This is a genomic window from Patescibacteria group bacterium, from assembly GCA_041667185.1.
Classification (GTDB): domain Bacteria; phylum Patescibacteriota; class Patescibacteriia; order SG8-24; family SG8-24; genus JBAYFM01.
The window spans coordinates 32,056-58,336 of record JBAYFM010000010.1; the positions used below are offsets into that span (position 1 = coordinate 32,056).

At 59.4% G+C, this 26,281-nt stretch carries 27 protein-coding genes and 2 tRNA genes; 1 reads left to right on the forward strand and 28 read right to left on the reverse strand.

Going from position 1 to position 26,281, the window contains the following annotated elements; translation table 11 throughout:
- Positions 1 to 68: 68 nt before the first annotated feature.
- The 23 genes from WCT10_04200 to WCT10_04310 all read right to left on the reverse strand — a co-directional run bounded on the left by WCT10_04200 (position 69) and on the right by WCT10_04310 (position 19,248).
- Positions 69 to 458: a hypothetical protein gene (locus tag WCT10_04200; GenBank protein ID MFA6604009.1), complete on the reverse strand. Its 390-nt coding sequence runs from the start codon at positions 456 to 458 to the stop codon at positions 69 to 71.
- Positions 459 to 830: 372 nt separating this feature from the next.
- On the reverse strand, positions 831 to 2,480 hold the full coding sequence (gene groL / locus WCT10_04205; GenBank protein MFA6604010.1) for a chaperonin GroEL: 1,650 nt from the start codon (positions 2,478 to 2,480) through the stop codon (positions 831 to 833).
- 20 nt (positions 2,481 to 2,500) lie between these two features.
- Positions 2,501 to 2,791, reverse strand: coding sequence for a co-chaperone GroES (locus tag WCT10_04210; GenBank protein MFA6604011.1), 291 nt, complete (start codon positions 2,789 to 2,791; stop codon positions 2,501 to 2,503).
- Positions 2,792 to 2,881: 90 nt separating this feature from the next.
- Entirely contained in the window at positions 2,882 to 4,201 is a 1,320-nt protein-coding gene (locus tag WCT10_04215) for an O-antigen ligase family protein (protein ID MFA6604012.1), read from the reverse strand.
- Positions 4,198 to 5,127, reverse strand: coding sequence for a hypothetical protein (locus WCT10_04220; protein MFA6604013.1), 930 nt, complete (start codon positions 5,125 to 5,127; stop codon positions 4,198 to 4,200). The genes WCT10_04215 and WCT10_04220 overlap by 4 nt, the downstream gene beginning before the upstream one ends.
- A gap of 167 nt (positions 5,128 to 5,294) precedes the next feature.
- Positions 5,295 to 5,783: a deaminase gene (locus WCT10_04225; GenBank protein ID MFA6604014.1), complete on the reverse strand. Its 489-nt coding sequence runs from the start codon at positions 5,781 to 5,783 to the stop codon at positions 5,295 to 5,297.
- A gap of 131 nt (positions 5,784 to 5,914) precedes the next feature.
- The gene (locus WCT10_04230; protein MFA6604015.1) at positions 5,915 to 6,463 is read right to left on the reverse strand and encodes a hypothetical protein; all 549 of its coding nucleotides are present in this window, start codon (positions 6,461 to 6,463) and stop codon (positions 5,915 to 5,917) included.
- A gap of 157 nt (positions 6,464 to 6,620) precedes the next feature.
- On the reverse strand, positions 6,621 to 7,172 hold the full coding sequence (locus WCT10_04235; GenBank protein MFA6604016.1) for a hypothetical protein: 552 nt from the start codon (positions 7,170 to 7,172) through the stop codon (positions 6,621 to 6,623).
- Between the two features lie 188 nt (positions 7,173 to 7,360).
- Positions 7,361 to 7,672 carry a PRC-barrel domain-containing protein gene (locus WCT10_04240; protein MFA6604017.1) on the reverse strand — a complete coding sequence of 104 codons (312 nt, stop codon included), beginning with the start codon at positions 7,670 to 7,672 and terminating at the stop codon, positions 7,361 to 7,363.
- A 13-nt stretch (positions 7,673 to 7,685) separates the two neighbouring features.
- Positions 7,686 to 8,420 (reverse strand): YidC/Oxa1 family membrane protein insertase, encoded by a 735-nt coding sequence (locus WCT10_04245; GenBank protein ID MFA6604018.1) that lies wholly within the window; start codon positions 8,418 to 8,420, stop codon positions 7,686 to 7,688.
- 63 nt (positions 8,421 to 8,483) lie between these two features.
- Positions 8,484 to 9,764, reverse strand: coding sequence for a transcription termination factor NusA (gene nusA / locus WCT10_04250; protein ID MFA6604019.1), 1,281 nt, complete (start codon positions 9,762 to 9,764; stop codon positions 8,484 to 8,486).
- Positions 9,765 to 10,092: 328 nt separating this feature from the next.
- The gene (locus WCT10_04255) at positions 10,093 to 10,683 is read right to left on the reverse strand and encodes a class I SAM-dependent methyltransferase (protein ID MFA6604020.1); all 591 of its coding nucleotides are present in this window, start codon (positions 10,681 to 10,683) and stop codon (positions 10,093 to 10,095) included.
- 281 nt (positions 10,684 to 10,964) lie between these two features.
- Positions 10,965 to 11,564: a hypothetical protein gene (locus WCT10_04260; GenBank protein ID MFA6604021.1), complete on the reverse strand. Its 600-nt coding sequence runs from the start codon at positions 11,562 to 11,564 to the stop codon at positions 10,965 to 10,967.
- A gap of 74 nt (positions 11,565 to 11,638) precedes the next feature.
- A complete protein-coding gene (locus WCT10_04265) occupies positions 11,639 to 12,070 on the reverse strand; it encodes a YraN family protein (protein ID MFA6604022.1) in 432 nt (143 codons plus the stop codon).
- Entirely contained in the window at positions 12,024 to 12,452 is a 429-nt protein-coding gene (locus WCT10_04270; protein ID MFA6604023.1) for a hypothetical protein, read from the reverse strand. The genes WCT10_04265 and WCT10_04270 overlap by 47 nt, the downstream gene beginning before the upstream one ends.
- Positions 12,453 to 12,715: 263 nt before the next feature.
- Positions 12,716 to 13,270: a methyltransferase domain-containing protein gene (locus tag WCT10_04275; protein MFA6604024.1), complete on the reverse strand. Its 555-nt coding sequence runs from the start codon at positions 13,268 to 13,270 to the stop codon at positions 12,716 to 12,718.
- A gap of 13 nt (positions 13,271 to 13,283) precedes the next feature.
- Positions 13,284 to 13,547, reverse strand: coding sequence for a hypothetical protein (locus WCT10_04280; protein MFA6604025.1), 264 nt, complete (start codon positions 13,545 to 13,547; stop codon positions 13,284 to 13,286).
- Between the two features lie 72 nt (positions 13,548 to 13,619).
- Positions 13,620 to 13,696: transfer RNA gene (locus WCT10_04285), tRNA-Val, on the reverse strand.
- Positions 13,697 to 14,128: 432 nt separating this feature from the next.
- A tRNA-Leu gene (locus WCT10_04290) sits at positions 14,129 to 14,215 on the reverse strand.
- 124 nt (positions 14,216 to 14,339) lie between these two features.
- On the reverse strand, positions 14,340 to 15,119 hold the full coding sequence (locus WCT10_04295; protein ID MFA6604026.1) for a diacylglycerol kinase family protein: 780 nt from the start codon (positions 15,117 to 15,119) through the stop codon (positions 14,340 to 14,342).
- Between the two features lie 246 nt (positions 15,120 to 15,365).
- Positions 15,366 to 15,788: a polymer-forming cytoskeletal protein gene (locus WCT10_04300; protein ID MFA6604027.1), complete on the reverse strand. Its 423-nt coding sequence runs from the start codon at positions 15,786 to 15,788 to the stop codon at positions 15,366 to 15,368.
- 151 nt (positions 15,789 to 15,939) lie between these two features.
- Entirely contained in the window at positions 15,940 to 17,544 is a 1,605-nt protein-coding gene (locus WCT10_04305) for an ATP-binding protein (GenBank protein ID MFA6604028.1), read from the reverse strand.
- 9 nt (positions 17,545 to 17,553) lie between these two features.
- On the reverse strand, positions 17,554 to 19,248 hold the full coding sequence (locus WCT10_04310) for an ATP-binding protein (protein ID MFA6604029.1): 1,695 nt from the start codon (positions 19,246 to 19,248) through the stop codon (positions 17,554 to 17,556).
- Between the two features lie 51 nt (positions 19,249 to 19,299).
- On the opposite strand from WCT10_04310, the gene WCT10_04315 reads away from it, so the two are divergent.
- The gene (locus WCT10_04315; protein ID MFA6604030.1) at positions 19,300 to 19,878 is read left to right on the forward strand and encodes a hypothetical protein; all 579 of its coding nucleotides are present in this window, start codon (positions 19,300 to 19,302) and stop codon (positions 19,876 to 19,878) included.
- Between the two features lie 129 nt (positions 19,879 to 20,007).
- On the opposite strand, the gene WCT10_04320 is transcribed toward WCT10_04315, so the two are convergent.
- From WCT10_04320 to WCT10_04340, 5 genes are all read right to left on the reverse strand, one after another.
- Positions 20,008 to 21,153, reverse strand: a complete 1,146-nt coding sequence (locus WCT10_04320; GenBank protein MFA6604031.1) for a type III PLP-dependent enzyme — start codon at positions 21,151 to 21,153, stop codon at positions 20,008 to 20,010.
- A 334-nt stretch (positions 21,154 to 21,487) separates the two neighbouring features.
- Entirely contained in the window at positions 21,488 to 22,303 is an 816-nt protein-coding gene (locus WCT10_04325) for a histidine decarboxylase, pyruvoyl type (protein MFA6604032.1), read from the reverse strand.
- 98 nt (positions 22,304 to 22,401) lie between these two features.
- Complete coding sequence (gene argS, locus WCT10_04330) at positions 22,402 to 24,159, reverse strand: arginine--tRNA ligase (protein MFA6604033.1); 1,758 nt, start codon at positions 24,157 to 24,159, stop codon at positions 22,402 to 22,404.
- A 1-nt stretch (position 24,160) separates the two neighbouring features.
- Positions 24,161 to 25,396, reverse strand: coding sequence for a tyrosine--tRNA ligase (tyrS, locus tag WCT10_04335; protein ID MFA6604034.1), 1,236 nt, complete (start codon positions 25,394 to 25,396; stop codon positions 24,161 to 24,163).
- Positions 25,397 to 25,650: 254 nt separating this feature from the next.
- Positions 25,651 to 26,016, reverse strand: coding sequence for a hypothetical protein (locus WCT10_04340; GenBank protein MFA6604035.1), 366 nt, complete (start codon positions 26,014 to 26,016; stop codon positions 25,651 to 25,653).
- Positions 26,017 to 26,281: the final 265 nt, after the last annotated feature.

Below are 26,281 nucleotides of genomic sequence, written 5' to 3' on the forward strand. Positions count from 1 at the left end.
TGGCTGACAGGTTCGAGACGGGCGGCGGCACGGAAAGCCGCGGCCCGGACCGACCGAACCCTGGCCGACTAAAGTTTGATCTGTTTAGCGTACTGGCCGACCACCGGCAATTCCCAGCGCTCGCCCTGATAAGCCTTGACGGCGGCAAAAATCGAGAGGACGACGAGGGCCAGGCAAGTCATCTGCCCGATGAACGGGATCCAGACGATGAAACTGGCGACGACCCAGACGAGAAAGAGGGCGATGCCCTGGCGGACATGAAACTTCACGAACTCATCGTTCTTGGCTTCGGTGAGCAACGGGATCAGGAACAGGACGCCGATATAAGAAATGGCGGCCATGAGTTTGTTATTGTCGATAGCGGCGGCTGGAGCCGGGGCGGATTGCTGGGCCTGAGGTGCCGGAGCCGGGGCGGGCTGGCTAGCCGGTTGTTCGGCAGGCTTCATTTCTTCGGACATAAACTTCAAACTAGAGAGTTTAATTTCGACTGCTGAAGCTTAGCTCAATTTTGAGAAATTGGGAATATAGAGAGTGCGGGAGTCAGGGAGTGACGGAGTTACGGAGTCATTGTCTCTACCTGATCCAATGAACGGGAGAGTGCGGGAGTGGAGGAGTTGGGGGAGACCCGACAAAAACTCCTGCACTCCCTCACTCCTGCACTCTCACACCCCAAAACTCCCATACTCCGTCTCTCCCTGACTCCGCCACGTCGTTCGCGAACGACGTGGCTCCGTCTCTCCTGCACTCCAGCACTCCAGCACTCTCTGATTCAAAGCGGAGGTCCCTCTACTGAGGAACCCCCGCTTTTCTGGCTATTGGTTAACCGCTACCTAGTACATCCCGCCGCCGAGGCCGCCCATTCCACCCATGCCGGGCGCGCCATGGCTGCCTTCTTCTTTCTTCTCCGGGATGTCGGTCACGACGCACTCGGTCGTGAGCAGCAGCGAGGCGATGGAAGCGGCATTCTGCAGCGCGCTCCGCACTACCTTGGTCGGGTCGACGATGCCGGCCTTGACCAGGTCGCCGTACTCGCCGGTCGCGGCATCGTAGCCGAAACTGACCTCCTGGGAATTCTTGACCTTGTCGAGCACGACCTCGCCGTTCACGCCGGAGTTCTCGGCAATGAGGCGGACCGGCTCCTGCAGCGCCAGATAAATGATATTCTTGCCGATCTCGGATTCCCTGGCTTCGTCCTTTTCCCGATGGACCAGGACCCGGGACGCGCGCAGCAAGGCCACGCCGCCGCCCGGCACGATGCCTTCCTCGATCGCGGCCTTGGTGGCCTGGACCGCGTCCTCGATGCGCTGCTTGATCTCTTTCATCTCGGTCTCGGTGGCCGCGCCGACCTTGATGACAGCGACGCCGCCGGCGAGTTTGGCCAGTCGCTCCTGGAGTTTTTCCTTGTCGAATTCGGAATCAGCGGCCTCGAGTTCGTTCTTGATCTGGGCGATGCGGTCCGCGACGATCTTCTGGTCGCCGGCGCCGTCCACGATGGTCGTGGTCTCCTTGGTGGCGACGACCTTGCGGGCGCGGCCGAGATCCTCAAGCTTGGTATCCTCGAGTTTGAGGCCGACCTCTTCGCTCACGACCTTGGCGCCCGTGAGCGCCGCGATATCCTTGAGCATCTCCTTGCGGCGATCGCCGAAACCCGGAGCCTTGATCGCGAGCGCGCTGAAAGAACCGCGCAGCTTGTTCACGACAAGCGTGGCCAAAGCCTCGCCGTCGATGTCCTCGGCGATGATGACGATCTCTTTCTTGCCGGTCTGTGCGACCTTCTCGAGCACCGGCAGGATGTCGTGGATCGAGGAGATCTTCTTGTCGGTGATGAGGATGTGCGCATCGTTGTACTCGGCCTCCATGCGGTCAGCGTTAGTGATCATGTAGGCGGAAACGTAGCCCTTGTCGAAGCGCATGCCGTCCACAACCTCCTTGTCGATGCCGAACGATTGCGATTCCTCGACGGTGATGACGCCGTTCTCGCCGACCTCTTTCATGGCGCTGGCGATCAGCTTGCCGATCTCGGGATCATTCGCGGAAATGGACGCGACGCGCTCGATGTCGTCGCCGGAAATTGGTTTGGAGATCTTCTTCAGCTCCTCGACGACCAGGCCGACGGCTTTGTCGATGCCGCGCTTGATCTTCAGGGGGTTCGCGCCCGCGACCACATTCCTGAGACCCTCGTTGAAGATGGCCTCGGCGAGCACGGTGGCGGTCGTCGTACCGTCGCCGGCGACGTCATTGGTCTTCGAAGCGACTTCTTTGACGAGCTCCGCGCCGATGTTCTCGAATTTATCGGCGAGCTCGATCTCCTTGGCGACGGTCACGCCGTCCTTGGTGACGGTCGGCGAACCGAAGCCCCGATCGAGCACCACGTTCTTGCCGCCCGGGCCCAACGTCGTCTTCACGGCCTTGGCCAGGATGTCGACGCCTTTCTTGATGCGCTGGCGGGCGTCCTCGGCGAACAGTATCTGTTTAGCCATAGTTGATGTTCAAAGGATTACTATTCCATGATGGCGATGATGTCGGATTCGTCGAGGATGAGCAGCGTCTGGCCGTCGATCTTCACTTCGTCCGGACCATACTTCTTGAACATGATCTGGTCGCCGACCTTGACGCTCATCGGAGCGCGCTTGCCGTCTTCGAGCAGTTTGCCGGGTCCGATCGCGAGCACCTCGCCCTGCTCCGGCCGTTCTTTTTCGACTGTCTCCGGAATAACGATGCCGGACTTGGTGACCTCGGTCTTCGGCGTGGCTTTGACCAGCACGTGGTCATTCAGCGGTTTGACTTTCATATCATGGCTTATAAAATATCTGCTTCATTAAGCAAATATATAGGTGATGATTAGAGGCTATTAGCACTCGCTATTTTAGAGTGCTAATCGCTAAACGTCAAGCGGCGCGGGGTCGTTGCGGCCGAAGCTCCAGGCCAGACCGCACAGCAGCCAGAACTGCAGCTGTCCGAACCACGAACTCCAAAGATAATGATCGAAGCAGGATGCGACGATGACCGCCGCGAGGCCGGCGGCGATGACGGCCGCCGGAGCCGAACCGCGCGCGGCCGCGGTCATGGAACTGTGGAGGGCCAGGGCCAGCGTACTGAGCCAGGCGATCAGTCCAAGCAGTCCGATCTCCGCCAGACTGAGCAGATACACGTTATGGACCGGCTCATAACCCCAGCCCGGGCGGCCATCGCCATGGTCGCGTTCGAGTGCGAGCGGCATTTCGCCCAGGCCGACGCCCATGAGCGGATGGTCGGCGATGATCTCGGCGGCATCCTGGAGCTGGCTGCGCCGATCATTGAACGATCGGGCTTCCAGGCGGCCGGAGCCGCTGAGCCGCGTGAAGACGACCGCGTTGAAAATGCTGCCGAAGAGCAGCAAGACCGCGGTCACGGCCAGAGCCGAACGGAAAACCGCGGAGAATGACGGCTTGGAAAACCGGACCGACCAGATCAACAAAACGACGAAACCGGCGGCCAGGGCCAGGACGGCGCTCCTGGAAAGCGAGCAGAAGATGCCGGCCGCGAGGAGCGGCAGGGACGCCGCGGCCAAACGGCGGGCGCGGCTGCCAGCTGGCAAGGTCAGGAGCAGGCCGACGGCGAAAAAGATCCCGACGGCCAGAAAGAATCCGAGGATGTTCGGATGCGCCAGTGATCCGTAAGCGCGCAGCCAGCGGCCCGAGGCGGTCTCGACGACGTAGGAACCGGCGACCGCGGCTTCATGCGGCGCCATGCCGAACCATTTGGCGCTGACAGCCGACTGAGTGAAGAATTGCGCCGCCGCGAGCGCGGCCTGGACTGCAGCCGAAGCGACGAACGCCGCGGCGACGGTCAGGAAAGGCGCTTCGACCAGCCTGATGCCGCACAAGACCAGCGCACCGAGCGCGATCCAGGAGACGGCGAGCAGATTCCAGCCGGAAACCGGCCCGGAAATGACGGAGGCCAGCAGGGCCGCGAGCGGCAAAGCCGCGGCCGCTGCGGCCGCCGGACCAGCGAGCCGACCAAGCCGCCGCTCCCGCGCCGCCAGAGCGAAAGCCGCGAAGACGAAAACGACCGCGAGGATCTGCGTCGCGAAAAGGCTGATGGTCCCGGCCTCGACCGGGAACCCGGCGATCGCGCCGCGGCTCCAGATGTAACGGGTGCCGAACGGCGCCAGGAACACGAGCGTCGCGAAGATCAATTGGACGGAACGGCGCAAATTCATAATTGCTTGAGGACCTCGGCCCGCCGCTCGCGGAACCGCCGTTCGTAATCGGCCCGGCGATCATCAACATGAAACTTGAGGATGTCATCAGCCACGACCACGCGGCTGTCCGTGTTGGCCAGCTCGCGGATAGCCGCGGGGAAACGCCGTGTCTGCCAGCGCTTGGCGAAACCATCGAGACGACGCAATAGCGGCAACAACCAGCCCGTGCCGGCGACGACCGGCACGCTGCGGCGATCAGCCTGCGGATTCGGCACGGCTCCGGGCAAGGAAGTCCGCACCCAGGCATTGGCGTTCCAGAGACGCTCCATCACGCCGCCGGCGTCGTACAGCGGCATGAGCGTGGCGGTCCAATAGAGCAGATACGGATCGCCGCCGGGCAAAGCCAGGCCGGACAGATCCAGACGGTCCTCGGAAATGATGAAGCTCAGGCAGAACCGGTCGGCTTCGCGGCCTGGCTCCGGACGCAGCCCGAATAGCTGCAGCAACCCAGCGACGATCAGACGCGTGATCCAGAGCGTGCCAGGGCGGCAGATCAGGAACAGGTCGATGTCGCTGGCCTCGTCGGCGTTGGAAAAAGCCAGGCTGTTGCAGACGGCGACGAGCCGGATCGACGGCAGCAGCCGCGTCCAACGGGCGAACCGGACGGCCAGGCGATATTTGCTTTCCGCCAGCCGATAGCGCCGCTGCCGGCTGGGGACGATCTCTTCCCGGCCGGCCAAAAAATAATATCCGCTGGCTTCGCCGACCGGCGCGCCGGCCAAAACCTCGCGGATGTCGTCGAGCTCCGGTGCCGCGACCGGACCGCCGAAGCGCCAGCGCCGCAGTTCGAGCAGCGTCAGCGGATAGTCGAACAGGTCGAAATAAGCCAGCGCGGCCAAGAGCGAAACGCGAAGTTGTGCCTGGTCAGCGGTATCCGCGATCATAATCTTTCCTAAATATAATCTAAAAAGCGGGTCTCGGCGAGCGCGGGAAAACGTAGCGGCGTGAAAACGCGGCGGCGCGAAGCAACGAAGCTTGCGCCGGCCGCGGCTTGGCGCCACCTGAACTGGCGCAAAAAAAAATGACCGGGCCAGAACCCGGTCAAGACGCTTCAGATGAACTGCCGGTCGACGATGTTGTCGGGATGTTCGCGATTGAACAGGGTCTCGCTGTCCTGCAGCAGGCAGACGTCCCGGATGCCGGCGGCCTCCATCAGCTTCCAGCAAGGTTCGCAGCACCACCAGTGGCCCCACAGGTACAGGTCCGCGCCGCGCGGATCATGTCCGTGGCTGTGCGCGCTCTGGAGAGCTTTCGCTTCGCCATGATTCCGGGGGTGGCAGCCGTCGCACAGCTCGTAGCCTTCGCCGCTGCGGCACTTCAACTCCACCCGGCGGCAGCCATGGAGATCATGGTAATCGCTGCCGTTGGCGCCGATGCCGATGATCCGGCTGCCTTTGACGAGAACCGCGGCGTTCGGCATGACCCGGTCCAGCGAATGCCGCTGGGCGTACACTTTGGCCAGGGCCATGAACAACCGATCCGGACCGACGTAGCAGATGGAGCGGCCTTCGGGCAGATAAGGATAAATGATTCCCGGCATGCGGAACTCCTGGTTTGGAGGAAAAGAACCGCGGTGATCTAAACACGCCGCTCTCGCCGCGTCAATCGCGCGCGGGCTAAAAAAATGACGCCTCTGCCGAGAGAGGCGTCGTGAGCGATCCGTGAGCCGGATCAGGGCTCAAGGCGCGTGGCCAGGAAGCGATGGTAAGACGACCAACCGCTCGCAAAACCCTTGGACCGCGCCAGAATGAAGTACAGGTCGTACGTCCGCCGATAGGGCCGATCCCAGAGGCTGAGATTGAAGACCAGATCCTGGTCGCGATAAGTCGCGCCCAGAGCGGTGATGTCGCATTGCCGCCGGAGACGATGCGGATGCTGGGCCAAAAAGGACAGGAACTCGTGGGCGTCGGCCGGCCGGTAACCGCGCTGGGCCAAATCGGCCAGAGCCTGGTCGGTTTCCGGGAACCAGAGGGAGCCATCAAGTCCCAGGATTTCGAAGTCGCGGACGTAAGGCGTGACGTGGCAGACCGGATAGATCTCGGACCACGGCCGTGCGAACGGCTCATGGCTGTAAATCTTGATCCCGTCAAAACCGGCTTGACGGACGAGATCGTCGATGGGCACGTTCGGATCGACGTAGACGCGGAAAGATTCCGGGCCCGTCAATTTCCAACGCCGCCGCGCTTCCCAATTCGGGAACAACTTCGGGAAAAGATCCATGACCGTCTCCTTTGACGCTGCGGCCGCCATGGCCGTGACCGAAACTTAATCCGCCGAGACGCGAGTGTCAAGACGGAGCGAGGCGGATCGCGACGGCCTGACGGAACAAAAAAAACGCCCCGTTGAGAGGGGCGTAGCGAGCGACCCGTAAGCCGGATCAAGGATCAAGGCGCGTGGCGAGGAAACGGTGGTGGCTCAACCAATAACTGCGCAGGCTGCGACTCCTCAGAAGCAGATAGACGAGCCGGTACTCGCGTTCGTTCGGCCGATCAAAGACCTCAAGGACGTAAACTCGATCTTCTTCCTGGTACACGGCACCCAAGGGGATGATGTCGTGCTGACGCCGCTGCCGATGCGGATACTGGGCCAAAAAGGACAGGAACTCGCGAGCGTCAGCCGGCCGATAACCGCGTGCGGCGAGGACGGCCAAGGCTTCGTCTAAGTCGAGTCTTTGATGATCCCCACAGAGCTGCAGGAGTTCGAAGCGGCGGACGTAAGGCTTGCCGCCTTTGGCCGGATAGATCTCGGGCCACGGACGTTTGAGGCTGTCGAATCCAGTGAGACCGCTCACGCGATCAAATCCGGCCCAATGGACCAGTTCTTTGAAAGACATCCGCGGGTCGACACAGACGTCGAAATGATCCGGAAGAGGCAGCTTCCAACGCCGCAACGACTCAAGCTCGGGGAATAGCTTTGGGAAAAGATCCATGACCGTCTCCTTTGACGCTGCGGCCACTATGGCCGTGGCTGCAACTTAATCCGCACGTAGGCAAGAGTCAAGTTGGTTCGAAGCGGATCTTCAACGCTCTGAATATCCCGAGCTGACGCTCGGGATCGAACTGAAATGGCGAACAAAAACCGCCGAGCTGGGCTCGGCGGCTGTCGGCTGATAATTGTCTACGACCTGACCGATTGACTCGCGCTCGGCACGGCCGCTTCGGCACCGCGCAAGGCCACAGCTTCGGCCGCCTCGACGGCAATGAACTCGTCCTTGACCACCATCTTCTCATCGTCGAGCGAAATGACCTGGGTGGGATGGACCAGCAGTTCCTGCGGCAGCAGCGCCGAGAGCGAACGTGACTTGGCGACGACGTACTGCGCCACAGTGTGGCTCTCCGAATCAATGACCAGCGCTTTCAGTTTGCCGATCCGGCTCCCGTCCCGGGAAAAGACCGGCAGGCCGCGCAGCTCGTTATCACGGAGTCTCATAAGCGTTTCAGGGTCAGATCTTTTCCGCGACCGCGGCCGGCGGCTTGGGCCGCAGGGCGTAGTATTGCTGAACGATGGTGAGCGCGGTCATGACGAACCAGTACAATGAGAGGCCGCCCGGAAGTTTCCAGCTGATGAAGACCGTGAGCAGCGGCATCATGTACAGCATCTGTTTGTTCATCATGGAGAGCATCTCCTCGTCCTTGGCGCCCGGAACGCTCTTCGGCGGCTGCTTGGTGATCATCATCTTCGCCTGAAAGTAGGTGGCGATGCCGGCCGCCACGGCGAGATACGGATTCGCGACGGAAAGATCCACCACGCCGAAGATGAACGGCTCGATCTTGCCGGGATTCGCGACGAAACCGTACAAGGCTTCGAAACCGCTGGACTGCAGGCCGCGGCCCAGCGACTGGTACAAGGCGATGAAGACCGGCAGCTGCACCAGGGTCGGCAAGCAGGACGACATCGGATTGACCTTCTCCTTGGAATACAGCGCCATGAGCTCCTTGGCGAGCTTGTCCTTGTCGTTGGCGTATTCCTTCTTCAGAGCCTCCATCTTCGGCTGGATGTTATTCAGCGCTTTCTGCGAACGCAGCGCTTTCTGGGACAGCGGCCACAACGCAGCTTTGATGACGATCGTGAGCAGGATGATGGCGATGCCGATGTCAGAACCGGGGATGATGTCGTACAGGAAGATCAGCAGGTTGAAGATCGGCCGATAGAAGACTTCGTGGAAAATTTCACTCATAGTTCGGCGGTCAGGGTCGGCCGGCGGCGCCGGCGAACCGCGAAACCGCGGTCAATCCGTGGGTTAGGCCGCCTCCTCGGCCGCTTCGGAATCGTCAGCGGTCTTTTCAGCCTCGACTGCTGGTTCGGCGGCTTCGGTCTCGGCCGCTGGTGCCTCGGTCGCGATGACCTGCCCCTCGACCTCGGCCAGCGAACGGATGTTGATCTTCCAACCGGTCAGTTTCGAAGCCAGACGCACGTTCTGGCCGCCCTTGCCGATGGCGAGCGAGAGCTGGTCGTCGTTCACGATGACGTCGGCCGCGCGGAAATCCTCGTCGAGCGCGATCTCCACGACCTTGGCCGGCGACAGGGCGTTGGTGATGAACTTCACCGCGTCCTCGTCATACTGGATGATGTCGATCTTCTCGCCGCCCAGCTCGCCGATGATGGTCTGGATGCGCGTGCCGCGCTGGCCGATGCAGGAGCCGATCGGATCGACGTTATCCTGCGTCGAAGAGACGGCGACCTTCGAGCGGGAGCCGGCCTCGCGGGCGATGTCTTTGATCTCGACCACGCCGGCCGCGACCTCGGGGATCTCGACCGTGAAGAGTTTGCGGATGATCTCCGGATGGGCGCGGGACACGACGACCTCGGGGCCGCGGGAAGTCAGGCGAACGTCGGTGATGAGCACTTTGATGCGATCGCCGGGAGCGTAGCGCTCGGTCGGGATCTGTTCCTCGGGCGGCATGACGGCCGTCGAGCGGCCGATGTCGATGAACACGATCCGGCCCTCGCGGCGCTGGACCGAAGCGGTGATGAGTTCGTTCTGCTTGTCCTTGAATTCGTTAAATAGCTTGGAGCGCTCGGCCTCGCGGAGCTTCTGGGTGATGACCTGCTTGGCGGTCTGCGCGGCCATGCGGCCGAACGCGGCCGGCACGTCGAGCTGGGTGCGGATCTCCTCGCCGATCTCCGCGCCTTTCTTCAGGGTCTTGCGGGCCTCGGTGATCATGATCTCAGTCTTCGGGTTGAAACGCTTGACCTCTTCCTCGCTGGACGCGAGTTCGGTTCCCGGCGCGGCCGACTCGACCGGAGCGGCAGCGCCAGGACGCCGCTTCTCCCTCGCGGGCTCTTCCTCGGCCTCGGTCTCTTCGGGCAATTCCTGATCCTCGACCACGGTCTTGACGTCGAACACGTCAAAACTGCCGGACTCAGGATCGAACTTGACCTTGAGGTTCTGGTCCTTCTCGCCGAAATCTTTGCGGTACGCGGCGGCCAAAGCGGCCTCGATGGTCTCGATGACCGAATCCGCGGAAATATTCTTCTCGTCGCTGATCTGCTTGATGGCCTGCATTATCGGTGACGGCATAGTGCTGGTGGCGGCGCGTCCGACTACTGTCGTCCGGGCCGGTATGAATATTTTAGCTCAACTGAGCTGATTTTTTACTTATATAAAATGACTAGTTCTAGGATTAGAACTAGTCTTATGGGGAGAATACATGATTTGAGCCGGTTTGGCAAGGCTGAGAGTGACAAAGTCATGGGGAGACGGAGATGCGAAGATACGGAGTGCGGGAGAGACGAAGAGACGGAGTCAGGGAGTTTAAGAGTGCAGGAGTGCTGAAGTGCTGGAGAGACGGACAATAAAAATGCGGCCCGGGATCCCGGGCCGCGCGACGATCAAGATGGCTCCGGTCTCAAATGCGCCGGAAGATCTTCCAGACCTCGACCACGTCAGGGCCGAACATCAGCGACGGCGTGTGCATTTCCAGGCGGCTTTCTTCGATGCCGGCCAGAGGATGTTCGCCGAGCCGATCAATGGTCTGATAGCTCACGATATTGCCCGCCTCGTCGACGGTCTCCTGATCGCGCCGCGATTCGTAGTAGAATCCGCCGACGAGACCGCAGGTCAGTTCCGGAAAATTCCGGAACAGCTCGCCGTAGATCCGGTAGCGTTCGACGACCGGCAGGCAAGCCTCGATGGAGAACAGGCTGACGAAAGCCTGGGGCGGGAACGGCAGCTGCGACCGCAAGAAAGCGGGGTCGGCGTAGTCGCCGCTGATGACGCGCCCGGGATGCCCGGGGTCGTGGCGGTCCACGCCGACGTATTCGCGAAAGGCTCCGTGCCGGAAATATTCGCCGAGCCCGCAGCCGAGATCAACGACAGCGGCCTGCTTCGCGTTGCAACGGCCGTCGAAGATCCGGAAAACCCAGCCATGATTCTCGCGGACGGTCGGCTCGGCCAGATATTGCGCGTAAGCCTCGAAAAACTTCTGATCGTAAGCCATGCTCGCCTCCGAAGCGGTTTGAGAAAAGAACAGCTGGCGACAACTTATCCATTCCGGGATCGGGTGTCAATCAGTGGGTGGAGAGAGTGCAGGAGTGCAGGAGTGCGGGAGAGACGGAGATGCGGAGAGACGGAGTCAGGAAGAGACGGAGTCAGGGAGTGATGAAGCACTCCAGCACTCCAGCACTCCAGCACTCCTGCACTCCCGCACTCCCGCACTCCTGCACTCCTGCACTCTCAATAAAAAGAGACGAAGCGATGCTTCGTCTCGCGGAGATACCGTTATTTCCGAGGCTGATCCTGGCCAGCAGCCTGGCGCGTCTGGTACAGCGGTGCGAAGAACCGGATCTGACGCTCTAAATGGTTGACTGCCATGACCGGATGCGAGCGGAGCAGTTCGCGCTCCTCTTTCAGGAAAACTGCCGCTTCTTCCGGGGTCACGAGGCCGCCGGTCGCTTCTCGGCTGAGCCAGAGCGCGAGGATCACGATATCCTCATCCTCGAGGCCGGCGATATGCCTGGCCAGATGGCCGCGCAGAACTTCGAGATCATCGAGCGTCTGACTGAGCTCGTGCTGCAGCCGGCGATCCGCGGCGGAGTTTCTGTCGACCAGGTTCTCAAGCTGCTCCCGCAACCGGTTCTTGCGGCCGCGGCAGGCGTAGAACGCCATGGCGACCATCTGATAGACCGCGATACACTCCTGCTCGCGCCGGAAGACAGGATCGCGCTGCATACGCCACCACCGGGGCAGCGACCGGAACCAGGCCGCGAGGCCCTTGAAGGCCGCGACGTTATTCTTCCAGCACAGCATCGTGATCACGATGAACGCCGCGACCGACAAAAAAATGACCCGACCCAGATCGAACATGGTCTGTCCGTCCATGATGTTCTCCTTGGAAAAAGGCTGATCGCCTTGGCAAAGAACTGGCCAGACCTTAGCAACCGACTGTGGCCGCGTCAATCCGCCTCTTCGACGGCGCGGCGAATGTGCCGCAGAGCCGCCCTGCCGCCGCGGACCGGCGGACCGATCGCGATGATGTCAATGCGAAAACCGGCGCGACTCAATCCGCGAGACCGCAAATAACCGTGAGCCGCCCGCCGCAACCGCTCCCGCTTGCCGGCCGTGACCGCCTCCTCGGGATATCCGAACTCGCGACCACGTCTGGTCTTGACCTCGACAAAAACGACCTCGCTGCCTTCCATGGCCACGAGGTCGAGTTCTTCTGAATTCATGCCGCCGCCGCGCCAGTTGCGAGCCAGGATGCGGTAACCGGACGCTTCCAGATAATCAGCAGCCAAAGCCTCGCCGTTCCAACCGAGAGCCGAGCGGGCGCTCGCGGGATCAGCGATTCGCTCCGGGAAGATATTTAGCCAGGCGTTTCTTTTCATCGAGTTCGGTCCGCAGGCGGGGATAATCGCGGGCGACGTAGATGACGACCCGGACGAGCCAGACCAACAGGACCGTGAAAGTGAGCAGGAACCAGAACCGCATGCCGAACAGCGGCACCTGCTCGTAGGCGCAGAACAGCGACGCGAGCCCCAGGAAGCCGGTCCAGAACAGCAGGCTGGCGAACCGGTTAAAAACGCCGGCTTTAAGCGCGTGGTCGCGCTTCAGACTCCGGGCGATGATCGCCAAAATAGCCGCAACCACCAGGAACCAGAGGAAAAATATCAAAATACCGCCGACCAGCGACGGACCCAGCGGGACCGGGTTGGGATTCAGCCAATAGCGATAATCGAGGAACGGAGCGAAACCCTTGATGAAGTTCATAGGCTTATGATGAGCGACGAGTTGGCATTCTAACAGGCGACCAAAAAAAAGCAAGTGAGCGGCGGAGTTGGGGAGGATGGGAGAGACGGAGAGACGGAGTCAGGAAGAGACGGAGTCAGGGAGTGATGAAGCACTCCAGCACTCCAGCACTCCAGCACTCCAGCACTCCGCCACGTCGTTTGCGAACGACGTGGCTCCAGCACTTCCCTACTCCCAACAAAAAACCGGAAGCGCGGCGCTTCCGGCTCACTGATCCGATCGACTCACGGCTTGGTGAAAAGCAGGCCGTAATGATAACGACCCGGCTCGAACGCCTTCAAAAACACCAAGCCGGCGGCTTCCGCCAATTTTCGGGCTTCCTCGGCGCTGATGCGGGAGGCTTGATCAGGACCGAACGCCGGCCCCGTCGGTTTCCAATCGATCACGACGAACTTGCCGCCCGAGCGCACGGTCCGGACACACTCGCTCATCATCGCCTCCCGATGGCGCGACATGAAAAGATTATTGATGAGCAGACCGATGTCCAATTCGCCGTCAGGAATACTGACGCCCTTGGGCCTTTCCAGATCGCCCCAGATCGTCTCGACGTTATTGGCCGTCTCCAGTTTGATGCGGCCCTGGATGCCGCCGAGCACGGACTTCAGGATGTCGACCGCGTAAACTTTTCCCGACGGACCGACCAGACGCGAGGCCGGAAAAACATAATGGCCGATGGTGCCGCAACCGAAATCAGCGACCTTCATCCCGGCGCGCGTATCCGCTTCCTCCAGGACCTTGAAAGGATCGATGAGTTCTTTGCCCGTGGGTATGTAGGCCATAGTGATGGAGTGTTTAGGCCGGAGGCGTGAACAGGCGGCCGACGGTCCCCATGAGGAAACCGCCGATCATGCCGGTAGCAGCCAGAAAACCGATGAAAATGATGCCGAGGCCGATGAGTTTATAGAACAGGCGCGTGCCGCCGGACGTGCCCAGATGCTGCTCCGCCCATTCGATGGCGCCAAAATTATTGAGGAACCACTCGGACTTGATGACGAACAACAGGCCGACCCCGACGGCCGCCAGACCTCCCAGGACCCTTCCGATGATGGCGAACATAATTTCGAAGCGATTATTTTAGAAGACAGGCGAACCTGCGGTCTGGCCGCGATACTTATATTTTACATCCTTTGGTGGGCACGGGTGGATTCGAACCACCGACCTCCTCGGTGTAAGCGAGGCGCTCTAACCAGCTGAGCCACATGCCCGTCTGGCCCACCGGAGGATGTAAACAATGAGGCGATGCGGCCCGCTCTGACCAGCTGCCCGCCACCCACAACTCCGCAGGAGCGGAGGGTGGAGCTAATCGTCCGGATACGCGAGCCCTCTCATCCTGGTCATTATTATAGCCTTAATAAGCGACGCGAGCAATTAATATGAAGTGTGGGAGAGACGGAGTGCAGGAGTGCTGAAGTGCAGGAGTGCGGGAGAGATGAAAGATTGGAGCAATAAACCGAGCTGAGCTCGGTAAATACAAAAACCAGCCGGTGTTGTCCGGCTGATTCTCACCACTGAACTCGGCTCTGGAGTTTCGGTGGGCCAGCTCAGCTAGCCACACCTCGCTCTGGTCGCTCGGTTGTTTCATCAGAGAATGCGAAGCTGAGCTTCGCCATCATCTTTTGGAACCGAGCTGAGCTCGGTGGTGCGGACGGAGGGATTTGAACCCTCACGAGGTTGCCCCCGCCAGCCCCTCAAGCTGGTGCGTCTGCCAGTTCCGCCACGTCCGCGTAGCTGATAAAATAGCCGACTCCGCCAAAAAAAGCAAGCGTCAGGATGCCGAAGCCGCGAAATCACCGACTTCCCACTACTCCCTGACTCCATCTCTCCCCAACTCCGTCTCTCCCACCCCCTTCACGCCGCGAACAACCGCTCCTTGCCCGTAACGACCTTCAGCCTGGACGGAGCGATCTCGATCAAGGCTTCGCGATATTCGGTCTTGCGGCCGTCGACCACGACAGTGAACGGTTCGTCGCTCGAGACCTTCAGCCGGCGGAGCGGTATCAGTCCGGCTTCCTCGTTCTTGCCGCGACCGCCCAAAAATCCGCCGGACCGCTTCGGGATCATGAGCATATCCAGACGCCCATCCTGAGGATCGCCGGGATGCCTGAGAGCGGCCGGACCGCGCAGGGCGAGTTCGGCGCTGCGGATATTGCTCACCACGATCTCACACTCGGAATCGACCGAGGAGATCCGGTAATCGCCCTCGCCCTCGACGGTATAACGTCCCGGAGGTATGACCACCTGCCACAAAAAATACTGGCCATTGATCTTGCCCAGGTCGATCTTCTGGATGACGCGACGCGACAAAACCTCGCAAGCCTCGGCGCCCGGCGGAATGCCGAGCGACTTGGCGATGGAATTCGGCTGGCCGATGGGAATGAGTCCCAAAGTGACGTCGGCGTCGCCAAGACCGGCCACGACCTGCGAGACGGTCTCGTCGTTGCCGACGGCGACGATCGTCTTGGCGCCGCGGCGCGTCTCATCGCGAACAAGGCCGCGCGCATTGGTGAACGGCGTCAGCCGGCCGATCTTGCCGGTGATGCCGAGATCGGTCAGAGCGATCTCCACGGCCGCCATGACGCGCTCGTATTTCCGGTCGCTGATGAAGCTGTCGTAAATATAGAAATACATGTTGGACGGGACTAACCCGCGCGTCCATCATAATCATAAGCGGCGGGACTGTCGAGCGCACGGACCACGCCTATTGGGAGAGTGCAGGAGTGCTGGAGTGCGGGAGTACGGGAGAGACGGAGTCAGGGAGTCAGTATCTTAACTTCGTATCTTCAGCACTCCAGTACTTCAAGAGTATAGTAAAAAACCACCGGCTGTCGCCGGTGGCTTTCAGTTTGCGGGTTATGCCCGCCATTCGTCTGGCGGTTAGATGGCCGGCAGCTTCACTTTTTCTTCCGGCTTCTCGGCCAGCTTGAACTGCGGCTTGGCCTGGTTCTCATTCTTGCCGGTCTCTTGGCCCATGGCCACGCGGCCGTTGACCTGCGCGCCAGCCGCGACGGTCAGGACCTTGGCGCGGACGTCGCCATAGATGTGGGCCGTGGCTTCGAGTTCCAGTTTCTCGGCCACCACGATGTTGCCGCGGACTTCGCCCGCGACCGTGGCGCTCGCCGCGGACACATCAGCGTTGATGCGGGCCCGCTCGCCGACGCGGAGATTCTTCTCGGTCTTCAGGCTCCCCTCGACGACGCCTTCGATGAGCACATTGCCCTGGCTCACGAATTCGCCCTCGACTTTGACGGAGGCGGCTATCACTGTTTCGGCTTCGTTGCCGATATCGCGGTTCGCCATAGGTTTGGCTTGAAACATATTATGACGGCGGCGGCGCCAAGAAAGGCTGACGCCCCGGCCCGACGGTCCGTACGCAGATTAATAAAACACCCCGCGATTATACCATTGGTCCGCGGAGTGTAAATAGCCGCTCAACTGAAAGCCAGTCGGCCTACAGTTCAAAAGGCAGCGTGAAACCGAAAGTCGAACCCAAACCCTTGCCCGGCGATTCGACTAGGATCTCGCCGCCGTGGGCCTGGATGATATTTTTGACGATGAAGAGCCCGATGCCGGAGCCGTCTTTGTTGACCTTGATACCGCTCGTGCCACGCTGGAACATCTCGAACAAACCGCGCTTGTCCGCGTCACTGAGTCCGGCCCCGCTGTCCTTGACGCGCACTTCGATGTGTTTGCTGGTAGCCGCAGCCGAAATCGTGATCCCGCCGGTCACGGTATATTTGACCGCGTTATCGATCAGGTTCATGAGCACATGGTAGATCTTGCCGCCGTCACAAACGATCATCGGCAGCGTCAATGGGACATCGACTTCCAGCATCAATTTCTTGGTGCCAGCGAGCGGCTTGATGCTGCTCACCGCCCGTTCGATGACCTCGCGCAGATTGGTTTCAGAACGGTAAAGTTCGAACTTGCCCAGTTCGATCTTCGTGGCGTCCAGGAACGTTTCAATGGTCTCAAGCAGCTGGTTCGCCGCGACCAAATTACTGACGATGATCGGACGCTGTGCCGCGGTGAGCTCGCCGAAATCGCCGCGGTTCAGCATATCCAGATAACCGCGGATGCCGGCGAGCGGCGCGCGGAACTGATGCGAGGCGATGGACACGAACCTGGTCTTGGAGCGATCCGCTTCGATGAGTTTGGCGTTCATCGCCGTCACCTGCTCGTTCAGGATCTGCAATTCGCGAACGTGGCGGATCTCCCGCATGATGGTCCGACTGGTCACGATCCCGTAAAAGATGAGCACGATCAGGGTCACCAGCCGCAGGGAAAAATCAACCGTTGACCGAGCCACCGCGATGTCGGCGATGACCACGAACAGCGCCACGATGACGAAGACCTCGATGCTCACGAGCCGCAGATCGACGAACAGGCGGTGGCGGATGATGCTGAGCGCGATGATGAATACGCCGATCATGAGCGCGACATTGCCGACCCAGAACGACTCGGCCAGCGTCGTCAGTTCGGAACCATACATCGCGACGAAAACGATATTGAAAGAGACGATGGTCCCGGCGACAATCGAAAGCAAATGCTTACGATCAAGTTCGGGCTGGCGGCGGCTGGCGGCGCCCAACAAAACGAGTCCCGCGATGGTCAAGATAACGAAATGAATCGCGAAGAATATCCGACCTGGACCGAAAACCGGCAAGCTCCAAGATTCGCCGGCGGACCGGACCAGGAACGGCGTATTGTAAGCGATCCAAAAAAGAACGGCGTTGGGCAAAAACAGCAGAAACTGTTTCCAGCCGCGGGGAATATCTTGCCGGACGTAGGAGTAAGCGAAGAAAAAATACAGCACCGGCAACAACGAACCGACAAAAAACAAAGTCCGGATCCAGAACAACACCTGATTCGGCTCGACGGACATGCGCCACAACACCAGGGAAAAGCTCCAGAACGACACAGCGATGAGCAACGAGCTCAGCGTCACGTTCCGAAAGTCGCCGCGCCGATCAAAATAGACCCACATGCCCAGACCGAAAGCCAGAGTCGCGGTCAGGATGGCGTTGTGTGTCAGAAAATAGGTCAGGAAACTCATGGCCGCGTTTTATGTTCCAGACAAATCATTGTCTGCTCCGTTGCAGACGCCGGATGCGACTGTCGGCAGCCGGACGGCAAAGATCGTGCCCTCGCCAGGAGCGGTCCGGTCCACCCAGATGTCGCCGCCCATGCCATGCAGGAACTTGGCGCAGATGAAAAGTCCGAGCCCCATGCTCATGCCCGACTGACGGATCGAGTTGGTCTGAGCCGGACGGAAAAACTTTTCGAACAGATGCTCCAAATCCTGGGGATTCATGCCGATGCCGGTATCCTCGATCCGAAGGACGGCGAAACCTTCGCCGCGATCAGGCTCCAGACTCACCTCGACATGGCCTTTCTGAGTATATTTGAGGGAGTTATCGATCAGGTTGACGATGATCTCGTGCAGCTTGTCCGGATCCGCAAAAACCTTGACCTTGCCGTCCGCAGACTGGCGGAAACGCAAATCCAAACCCTTATTCTTAGCCTCCAAGGAGAGCTCTTTGACAGCGTGATCAATGATCTCGACCGCGTCGACATCCTGGCAGAAGTAGGCCAGATTATCCCGCTCGATGCGCGTGACGTTGAGCAGATTATTGATCAGGTGGATCAGGCGCTCGTTCATCTCATAGAGCTGGTCGATCTTGTCCTGCACGGCGCCGCCGACCGCGCCGTAAGCGCCGTCTTTCATGAGCGACAGATAGCCTTTGATGACCGAGACCGGCGTCCGCAGCTGGTGCGAGGCGATCGAGATGAATTCGGACTTGGCTTCGGAGAGTTCGCTGAGGTGTTTGTTGGATTTCTCGAGTTCGACGGTCATCACTGACAGCAGTTCGTGGCGATGAACTTCGGCCACCACCGATTTGATGAGTAAAACGCCGAAAATTACCGAGATTACGAAGAGGACGCTCTGAAAAATAAAGTCCGAATCCGATGAGGCGATGAAAAGCCGTGAAAAATTCAACAGGACAAAAACGACCGTGAAGAACTCCGCCGCGATGACTTTGGTGTGGTCCACGCCATGTTTCACGACGGCATAAGAGGCCAAGATCACGAAGAGGGCGGAAGCGGCCGGTCCGATAACGCTGGCTTGGGAAAAATTAAAGAAAACCGGCAGGATCAAATTAGTGACCAGGCCCGATGACACCATCAGCGCGACGCCGATATAGATCAATACGATCTGTCTTTTGATGAGCGCGTCCTGACTCTTGCGGTAAGTCACCATCAAACGACGAGATGCCCAACCGAAACAAGCGACCATGTAACTCAGAAGAACCAAATACATCGGACCGGGCTGAAAATCGGTGCCCCAGGGCTTTAATTCAATAGAAAGGACATTTAATCTGGTGGGTACGAAAGGCAACATCAATATCACCGGCAATATATACAGTAACGCTCTGCGCAAACTCAGTTCTTTTGTTAAATTCGGAAAATAATACGTGAAGAGAAGAAAAAAGAACGAGAAAAAAAATGGTCCAATAAAGGCCAGTTGAGCCCAAAGAAGCGTGTCGGATGGCTTGCGCACTACGTCAGCCATCGAGGATGAAAAAACCCAGAAACTGACACTGACTGTTAGCAAAAAGAATGTCTGATTCAGCTCGTGTTGCCTATGCCGCCAAAAAATTATAACACCAAGAGCCAACACAAAGATCGATAACATGAAATTTATTGCCTGCGTAGGAGACAATAAAGTAGGTATCGCTTGTCCTATTGATGGTAACATGTTAGGGTTGCGTTGATTTAGACGTTCTTTGACTTCGCTAGGAGGCCGAACATGAGCAAAATGACCTGTGAAATGCTTTTTTCGATCACGGATGTGTCGCTCCAGCAGGAGTTATGGCGCGTCTATCTAGCCGCGTTCCAACCCAGCTCGGAACTTTGCATTCAAGAACAACTCTGTTACTCCGAGGAAAGCTTTCGCAGCGCCTTGACGGACCCGGATTACGTCAAATTCGTCGCCAAGGAAGATGGCCACGCCATCGGTCTGCACATGGGCACGAACAATTTGGAAAAAGCACGGGTCGCTTATGTCAACCCACGAAAACTGGAAGCGCAATTTCCTGAATTCGTGGGAAGAATCTACTACTTCACGATATTCGCGATCGAACCAAGCCGACAAGGTTCAGAGTGTGCCTCGCTTATCGTGACCAACGTAGGCCTCTTTATCGAGCAACATGACGCGATCGTGGCTTTCGATTACGCCTCGGAAAAGAACTCCCGACTGCCGCAGTTGATCATTCACGTGTTGGAGGTGGCGCATAGTCACAACCTCATCGCCTCGGATACTTTCACGGGTACACCGCTTGGCGGACAGTGCTACTACGCCATCCGTGTATCAAAATCGAAGAAATGAACTTATACGGAGACATCCTCGTCTCCGTATTTAATTATAGCATAATATCGACCCTCAAGCTACGTCTCTCGGGCTTAAATATGATTAGTGGCATAACAAAAAAGAGCGGAAGTCCCGCTCTCTGTTCGCTTATTCGCCGCAGATGATGATCCGCGGGAAAGAAAAGCCGTTATACGTCTTGTAGGAGTTGGTGTACGCTCCGGCCGTGTGAAAGATCACGCGGTCGCCGACTTCAAGGCGCGGCAGGCTGATATCCTTGGCGATGACATCAACGCTATCGCACGATGGCCCGACCAGCGTCACCGTTTCCGTCTTATCCGACGAGGCGGCGCCCAGACGCTCCAGGCGATACCAAAAAGCCTCGTAGGTTTCCATCAGACCGTTGAAGATGCCGACGTCGAGAAAGACAATGGTCTTCCCGTTGCGCTCGGCTCGGCCGATGACCGTGGTCAGAAGCGTGCCAGCATTCGCCACGAGAAAGCGTCCAGGCTCGATGATCAGCCGTTCCAATCCCGGCAGAAGCTCCTTCGCCATTTGGGCGACGACTGGTCCGATCTCGCTGACAGCCGGTTCTGTGCCGTCATACGCGGCCGGCAGGCCGCCGCCGATATCGAGCAGTCGCAGCTTCAGACCGCGTTGCTGCGCCTCGCGCCACACGTCGCGGCATCTGAGCAAGGCCGACCGCCAGTTGTCGATCCGCACGCATTGCGACCCGACATGGAAAGTCAGGCCCACCGGATCAAGACCGGCGGCCGCGGCAGCCGCGAGCAGGTCAGGGGCTTTTTCCGGCGACGCTCCGAACTTGCCGGAGAGCGGCCAGCCGCTGCCATGATTATCGACTTCCAGCCTCAGGTAGACCTGCGCGCCAGGCGCCAAAGCGCTGAGCTTGCGGATCTCGTCTTCCGAATCGAACGCGAACAGATCAACTCCCGCGCGGCGGGCAGCCGCCAATTGCTGCGGGATCTTGACCGGATTCGAAAAAGCGATCTTTTCCGGACCGACTCCCAGCGACAGCACGCGGCGGATCTCTCCCAACGATGCCACGTCGAAACCGGAGCCCAGGCGGGCGAGAGTCCGCAGCACGCGGACGTCATCATTGGCCTTGACCGAGAAAAACACTTCGAAAGACGAGCCGAAAGACCGGCGCAGCGCCTCGTAATTGCGGACGATCGCATCCAGATCCAGGAACAACGCCGGCGTCCGGCGTCGCTTGTCCGTCAGACGGTCCGCGAACGCGACTTCTCTGCGGCTTGTCCTCTTTTTTCTTGTGGTCATGACACCCTCCAAATTTGGAAAAGAACAGGCTCCGCAATCTGCAGAGTAGGTCAACGTAACCCACTCGCTTTAAGCTGTCAATTAAGATGATTTCCCGCGCTTTTCATCTTCCGCCGCGCCTTGATGATCAATAATGCAGCCATTTTCAATGGTCCGGCGCGCGGCCCCGCTGACCGATGAATCGGGAGCTAAAACAAGCCTGATTATTCGGATGACGCGGCAAGGAGCCGGCAGACCGCCGCCGACCGGATCGCTGTAATTGAAGCCTTTTAAAAGATAATAAAACCCCCTCGGACCGAGGGGGGGGGTAAGGTCGGGATGCGGATCAGTCGCATCACCCGCATTCGGAGAGCCAATCGTCGAGCGTCATCTGCCGCAGGCGTCTGAGGCCGTCGCGCGGCCAGGCGTTTCCGGCCAACCGCAGATACGGCGCGGCCACGAGAGCGCAGCCGACCTCGCCGGCAGCGACATCGATATCGGCGCAGGCCACGTAAATGCTGGCGCAGCGCAAACCTTGGTTCGCGGCGACCGCAAGCACGCTCGCGGCCATCGAACCAGTGATCTGACCGCGCTGGGCGGCGAGATCGCCGCCGCAGGCGAAAGAGCCGACATCCTCCATGAAGATGCAGGCCGACCAGGCCCGATCCTCGACGATGCCGAGGCCGAAAGCGGCGAAACACCGAGCCGGACCAGCGATGGTCGTAGACTTGTAGGCCGCGGGGCACAGGGAGCCGGGCAGGATCCGGAATCTCGAATCCGTGGCCGTACCGAGCAGGGCTTTCGAAGCCTCGATGAGCGGCGCGGCGTCGTAGACCGGCACCAGATGCCCGGAAGCGTCAGGCTGGTCCAGAAGCTTGCGATCGAGATCGGCAACACGGGCCAGATCGTAGCCCCAGATGAGGCCGCCCGGACCACAAAAGGACGAGACCTGGATGAGGTTGGTCTGACCAAGATAGGCCGCAGCTGTCTCCGCCATGTCAAAAGCGTGAATGCCGTCGAGCAGCTTCGAACCGTCGTGGCCGAAACGCTGCGGCACCTTGGCGGCGGCAGCGTTCACCGCGACAATGTAGCGGCTGGGATCAAGCGCGCCTTCGCAGAAATCCGCGAGCGAGCTCTTGAGATCGGCAGTATGCGCTCTGATGCTTCTCATGGTGACCTCCGTCTTGTGAAAGATCGCCCACAACAAAAACGCGGGGTGTCATAATTTATCCCGCGTCCGGACTACTGTCAATCAATATTTTTCAGATCCTACATCTCGCGCGGCGCCTTGATGCCCAGGATCCGCAAACCATTCTCGATCGTCAGACACGCGGCCTCGATGACGAGCAGGCGATGCTCGCGCTCGGCCGCGGACGCAGCCGCGATCACCGGCACGTCGCGGTAGTAATCATTGGCCGCCTGGGCCAGGTCGAACAAGTATTGCGCGAGGATGGACGGTTTGAAAGCCGCGGCAGCGCCAGCGACGATCTCCGGATACTCGGCGATCCGCGCAACGAGTGCGTTCTCATTCTCCTCAGCGGCGCCAAACTTCGTCGCGGCCGGCACGCCCCCTTTGTCCCCCGCAGCTTTAGCGTAGGGGGAAGCCTTGGCGATGATCGACGAGAGCCGGGCGTGCGCGTACTGGATGTACGGCCCAGTGAAACCATCGAACGCGAGCGCAGCCTCGATGTCGAAAACGATCGGCTTGTCCGGATCCTGTTTCAACATGCCGAATTTCATCGCCCCTTCGGCCACGAGCCAAGCCGTCTCTTTGATCCTGCTTTCAGACCAGTCCGGCTGTTTCTGGCGCGTCTCCCCAGCGACCCGACTCGCGAGTTCATCGCGAAAATCTTCGTAAGCAATGATGTTGCCTTTGCGCGACGACATCGCCCCCTCTTTCAGGGTCACGAACTCATACGCCAGATGCGTGGTCTTCAATTTATCGAAACCCATGAGTTCCAAGGTCTTGAAGAACTGTTTGAAATACAAGGATTGCCGCGAATCCACGACATGGATGCTGCGGCTGACGTTCTGATATTCGCTGAACTTCAACTGGGCAAGCGCCAATTCCTTGGTCGCATACAGCGAACTGCCGTCACCTTTGAGCGCCAGAAAAATGCCGAGGCTGTACTTCTCCAGATTCACGATGATCGCTTCCCGTTCGCCGATTTCGGCCAGTCCCTTCGCCAGAAGTTCCCGTACTAATTTCTTGCCCGGCTCCTCGACTTCGGATTCGTAGTAGGCGCGTTCGATCTCGACGCCGAGCTCGGCGAAGATCTCCTTGAACTCGACCAAGCTCCACTCCCGCGTCTCGCGCCACAGCGCGTCCCACTCGGGTTCGCGGGCTTCGAGCCGCCGCTGCACGTCGGCGATCTCCTCTTTCAGCTTCTCGTCCTCGTCAACGCGGCGCGTCGCCTCGGCATAGATCTGTCCGAGGAACTTGCCGCGATTGAGTTCCGGCGACTGCCGGTATTTTTCCATCTCGTCGGCATGGAATTTCTTCAGGCACCACAGACACTTCGCCACGTGCGAGCCGATGTCACCCATGTAACTAACGGGGATGACCTCCTGGCCGGCGGCGCGGCCCAGATTCACGACCGCGATGCCGAGACAGATGTTGCGCAGATGACCGACGTGGAATTCCTTGTGCGTGTTCGGCTGGGCGTACTCGATCATCACGCGTTCGCCGGTCGCGGCGCGCGTGCCGTATCCGTCCCGGGCCGAGAGCACCTCGCCGATGACCGCGGCGGAATACGCCGACCGGTCCAGATCGAAATTCAGGTACGGACCAAGGGCGCGGACCGCGGCGATGAAACCGCCGGTCTTGTAGCCGGAGGCCAGCTCCTGCGCCACGGCAGCCGGATTTTTCTTCAGGAGTTTGGAGGCGCCGAAACAACCGAACGCCAAGTCCCCCATCTCGGGCTTCGGCGGCCGGACCAGGTCGGTCGCGGACACAGCCAAATCAGGCGGTAATAAACCGCTCAACTGAGCGAGAATCTCTTTTTTGATCGTCTCGAGAGTAGTCATCTCAGATCTTCGGCCAAAGATTTTTCAGCACCAGTTTCACGAAATGACGTTTGCCTTTCTGGATGATGATCGCTTCCTTCTGGACGGCGATTTCAGAGTTCACATCCTTTACGACCTTGTCATCGACTTTGACGCCGCCCTGCTCGATGGCCCGACGAGCTTCGCTCTTCGATGCGACCATCATCGCCTCGATCAGCAGATCAACGAGTTTGTAAGCGCCCGCATCAACAGCCAGAACTTTGATATCATCCGGCACTTCCTTGTTCTTGAAGGTCTTGATGAAAGCCTCCTCCGCGGCCTCCGCGGCGTCAGCCGAGTGGTAGAAAGCGATGATCTCTTTGGCGAGCCGCGCCTTGGCGTCGCGCGGATTCATCTTCCCGGCGGCGCAAGCTTTTTTCATTTCAGCGACCTCTTCGAGCGGCACGTCGGTAGTCAGATTGAAATAATCCCACAGCGCGGCGTCGGGAATGGACATGGTCTTGCCGAACATCTGTTCGGGAGTCTCGGAAACGCCGATATAATTGCCGAGCGACTTGGACATCTTGTTCGTCCCGTCGATCCCGACGAGGATCGGGCCCAGGAACATGGCGTCCTGTTCCGGCTTGCCGAGCTTGCGCTGCAGATCGCGGCCGGCGAGGATGTTGAACCGCTGATCGGTGCCGCCGATCTCGACATCAGCCTCGACCATGATGGAGTCGTAGGCCTGCATCATCGGATACAAAAGTTCGTGCAGATGGATGTCCGAACCAGCGGCCAGGCGTTTGGCGAAATCGTCGCGTTCGATCATACGGGCGACGGTGAACTTAGCCGCGAGCTGGATGATGTCGTTGAAATTCAGTTTGGCGAACCACTCGCCATTGCGGCGCACTTCGACCTTGTCGAGATCGAGGATCTTGGCGGCCTGGTCGAGATAGGTCTTGGCGTTGGCTTCGATGTCAGCCTCGGAAAGCATCGGCCGGGTCTTGGACTTGCCGGTCGGATCGCCGACGCGGGTGGTGTAGTCGCCGATGATGAGCACGACCTGGTGGCCCAGTTCCTGGAATTCCCGCAGTTTCTTGAGAGCCACAGCGTGCCCGAGGTGCAGGTCCGGAGCCGTCGGATCGACGCCTAGCTTGACGCGCAACTGGCGGCCGGAAGCGAGCTTCTGGCGCAGACTGGCCTCCACGACGACTTCGGCGACGCGGCGGCGCAATAAGGATTCGATCCTGGCTTTATCGGTGATGATTTTAGCGACCATATGCGGGAAGCTTAGCGGAAAAACATATTTATTGAAAGATGCGGAGTCGGAGGAGAGGAAGTCATGGAGTTGCGGGGTGCGGAAGCCGGATCCGCTCCCTGACTCCGTCACTCCCACACTCCCTCACTCCTGCACTCTCAAACTACCCGACTCCGTCTCTCCCCAACTCCGTCTCTCCGTTTCTTCCTGGTGCCTAAACTCCAAAGAAAAAGAGCGGCTGAGCCGCTCAAAAGATTCCGTAGGCGAATGGCCGCCTAGGGCAGCTGGTAGCCCAACAAGGCGAGCCTTAGCCGGATCATGCTGGCGAATTCCGGAACGAACGCGTACACGCAGCAGAGCTGGTCGACGGACGGATTCTTGAACAGGAGCAGCGACGCGGCTTCGAAACGGAAACGTGCGTGGCACATGACGACCTGGCACAAGATGTCTGTCGGCAGCCGCTCCGAATGACGCAGCAATTTCGCCCAGGCCAGGTCGCTCAATTCCGGAAAAGACAGGATGTCCACGAGTTGCAGGGTGCCGATCTCCATGTTGGAACTGCTCAAGATCGGAATCATCCGTTTGATGAAGCTCTCGCGATTGAAACCCGGCGCGTCGATATCATTGCGGTTGTCCGGCATGTTTTCCTCCAAACGCTGGCTATGTCGCCAAAAGAACGGTCGCCGACACCTTAGCAGGATTTTTTCAGCCGTCAATAACCGATTGGCGATGGCGGTATTCCAGAGTCAGGGAGAGACGGAGTTACGAAGAGACGGAGTCACGTCGTTCGCGAACGACGTGACGGAGTCAGGGAGTGATGAAGCACTCCAGCACTCCAGCACTCCAGCACTCCAGCACTCCAGCACTCCAGCACTCCAGCACTCCAGCACTCCAGCACTCCAGCAC